The organism is Stenotrophomonas sp. NPDC077659 (assembly GCF_050268705.1).
Taxonomy (GTDB): Bacteria; Pseudomonadota; Gammaproteobacteria; order Xanthomonadales; family Xanthomonadaceae; genus Stenotrophomonas.
Genome location: NZ_JBNNHG010000040.1, coordinates 1,266 through 3,456, shown reverse-complemented (window position 1 = coordinate 3,456; position 2,191 = coordinate 1,266). Strand labels below are relative to the sequence as shown.

General features: G+C 67.0%; 2 protein-coding genes. One reads left to right on the top strand and one right to left on the bottom strand.

What is annotated here, in order from left to right; translation table 11 throughout:
* Positions 1 to 94: 94 nt before the first annotated feature.
* A complete protein-coding gene (gene glmU / locus ACQKDV_RS08195; protein WP_427783263.1) occupies positions 95 to 1,462 on the bottom strand; it encodes a bifunctional UDP-N-acetylglucosamine diphosphorylase/glucosamine-1-phosphate N-acetyltransferase GlmU in 1,368 nt (455 codons plus the stop codon).
* Positions 1,463 to 1,543: 81 nt separating this feature from the next.
* On the opposite strand from glmU, the gene ACQKDV_RS08190 reads away from it, so the two are divergent.
* Positions 1,544 to 1,930 (top strand): GtrA family protein, encoded by a 387-nt coding sequence (locus ACQKDV_RS08190; protein ID WP_427783262.1) that lies wholly within the window; start codon positions 1,544 to 1,546, stop codon positions 1,928 to 1,930.
* Positions 1,931 to 2,191: the final 261 nt, after the last annotated feature.

Genomic DNA, 2,191 nt, shown 5'->3' with positions numbered 1-2,191 from the left:
GGTAGATCCACCCCACGCGTGGACGCCCCGGTAGATCCACGCCATGCGTGGATAAGGCCGACCAAGGTCGGCCGCTACCAACAGCGGCGGTGCCTCAGGACTTCTTCACCGGCCGCTTCCACCCTTCGATGGTTTCCTGCCGTGCGCGGCCCAGGGTCAACTTGCCGTCCGGTGCGTTGCGGGTGATGACCGAACCGGCGGCAATGGTAGCGCCCTCGCCAATCGTCACCGGCGCTACCAGCGCGCTGTTGGAACCGATGAACGCGTTGTCGCCGATGGTCGTGGTCGACTTGTTCACCCCGTCGTAGTTGCAGGTGATGGTGCCGGCACCAATGTTCACCTTGCTGCCGACCACTGCGTCACCCAGGTAGGTCAGGTGGTTGGCCTTGCTGCCCACGCCCAGAGTGACCTTCTTGGTTTCCACGAAGTTGCCCACGTGCACGCCATCGGCCAGCACCGTGCCAGGACGCAGGCGCGCGAACGGGCCGATCTGCGCGGCACCTTCGGTCACCACGCCTTCCAGATCGCAGTGCGCGCGCACTTCGGTACCCGGCCCCAGGCGCACGTCCTTCAAGCGGGTGAACGGCCCGACAGTCACGCCGTCGGCCAGGTCGACCTTGCCTTCAAGAATCACATCGACATCGATCAGCACGTCGCTGCCGACAGTGACCTCGCCGCGGATATCCAGTCGTGCCGGATCCAGTACGCGTGCGCCCTGCGCGCACAGCGCACGCACTGCACGACGCTGCCAGGCGCGTTCCAGCTGCGACAGCTGCCAGGGATCATTCGCGCCTTCCGCTTCCTGCGCGTCGGCCACCAGGGCCATCTCCGCCGGGGTGTACTCGTGCGCAGCGAAGGCGAACACATCGGTCAGGTAATACTCGCCCTGTGCATTGCTGTTGGACAGCTGAGACAGCCAGCGGCGCAGCGCGGTCGATTCGGCGGCGATGATGCCGGTGTTGATGGTGCGCACGCGCAGTTGGTCATCGTTGGCATCCTTCTGCTCGATGATCGAGCCGACCCGGCCTTCCGCATCCCGCAGCACGCGACCGTAGCCGGTCGGGTCATCGAGCTCGGCCACCAGCACCGCCAGCCGGCCCGGCTGGGCCAGCAGGTTGCGCAGCGTATCGGCGCGGATCAGCGGCACATCGCCGTACAGTACCAGCACCTGGGCCGCATCGGGCACTTCCGGCATGGCCTGGGCCACCGCGTGGCCGGTGCCCAGCTGCTGCGCCTGTTCGGCCCAGAGCAGATCGGGCTGGTCGGCGAAGTACTGGCGGACCGCTTCGCCACCATGCCCGTACACCACGTGGATGGCGGCCGGCTGCAGTTCCCGCGCCGCTGCAATCACGTGCGCCAGCATCGGCCGGCCGGCGATGGGCTGCAGCACCTTCGGCAGCACCGATTTCATGCGCTTGCCAGCGCCGGCGGCCAGGATGATGACGTGCAGGGGTTGGGTCATGGGAAACAGTCCGTGAGTCGTAGCCGCTGATTCTAGAGCGTTGGCCGTTAACATGGCGGCCTGCCCGCCTTCATCGCGAACATGCGCCTGCTGCGCCAGGGAAGCTCCTATCTCATCATCGGCCTGCTGCAGCTGCTGCTGGACTGGCTGGTGTTCGTCGCCGCCACTGCGGCTGGCCTGCCGGTAGTGCCGGGCAACATTGCCGGGCGTCTGGCCGGCATGCTGCTGGGGTTCTGGCTCAACGGGCGGTTCACCTTCGCCGATGCGCAGGGCCGGCAGCGCCTGGGCTGGCGACGCTTCGCCCGGTTCCTGCCGCTGTGGCTGCTGCTGACTGCGGGCAGCACCCTGCTGGTGGCTGCGGCCGACCACGCGCTGGGCCTGCAATACGCCTGGCTGGCCAAGCCGCTGGTGGAAGGCGCGCTGGCCGGGGTGTCGTTCGTGCTGCTGCGCTATGTGGTGTACCGCTGAGGGAGGGGGAGAGTCGACGCCGTAGGGAAACCTACCCGGTAGAGTCGACCGTTGGTCGACTGCTCTTCCTGCGATGCCGCTGAAAACCCGCGCTGCGCGCGATAGTCGACCAACGGTCGACTCTACCCCGTCGTTTGCGGTACGGCGCGGACGTGAGTGCTTGAGCATCCGGTAGAGTCGACCGTTGGTCGACTGCTCTTCCTGGGATGCCGCTGAAAACCCGCGCGGCGCGCGATAGTCGACCAACGGTCGACTCTACCC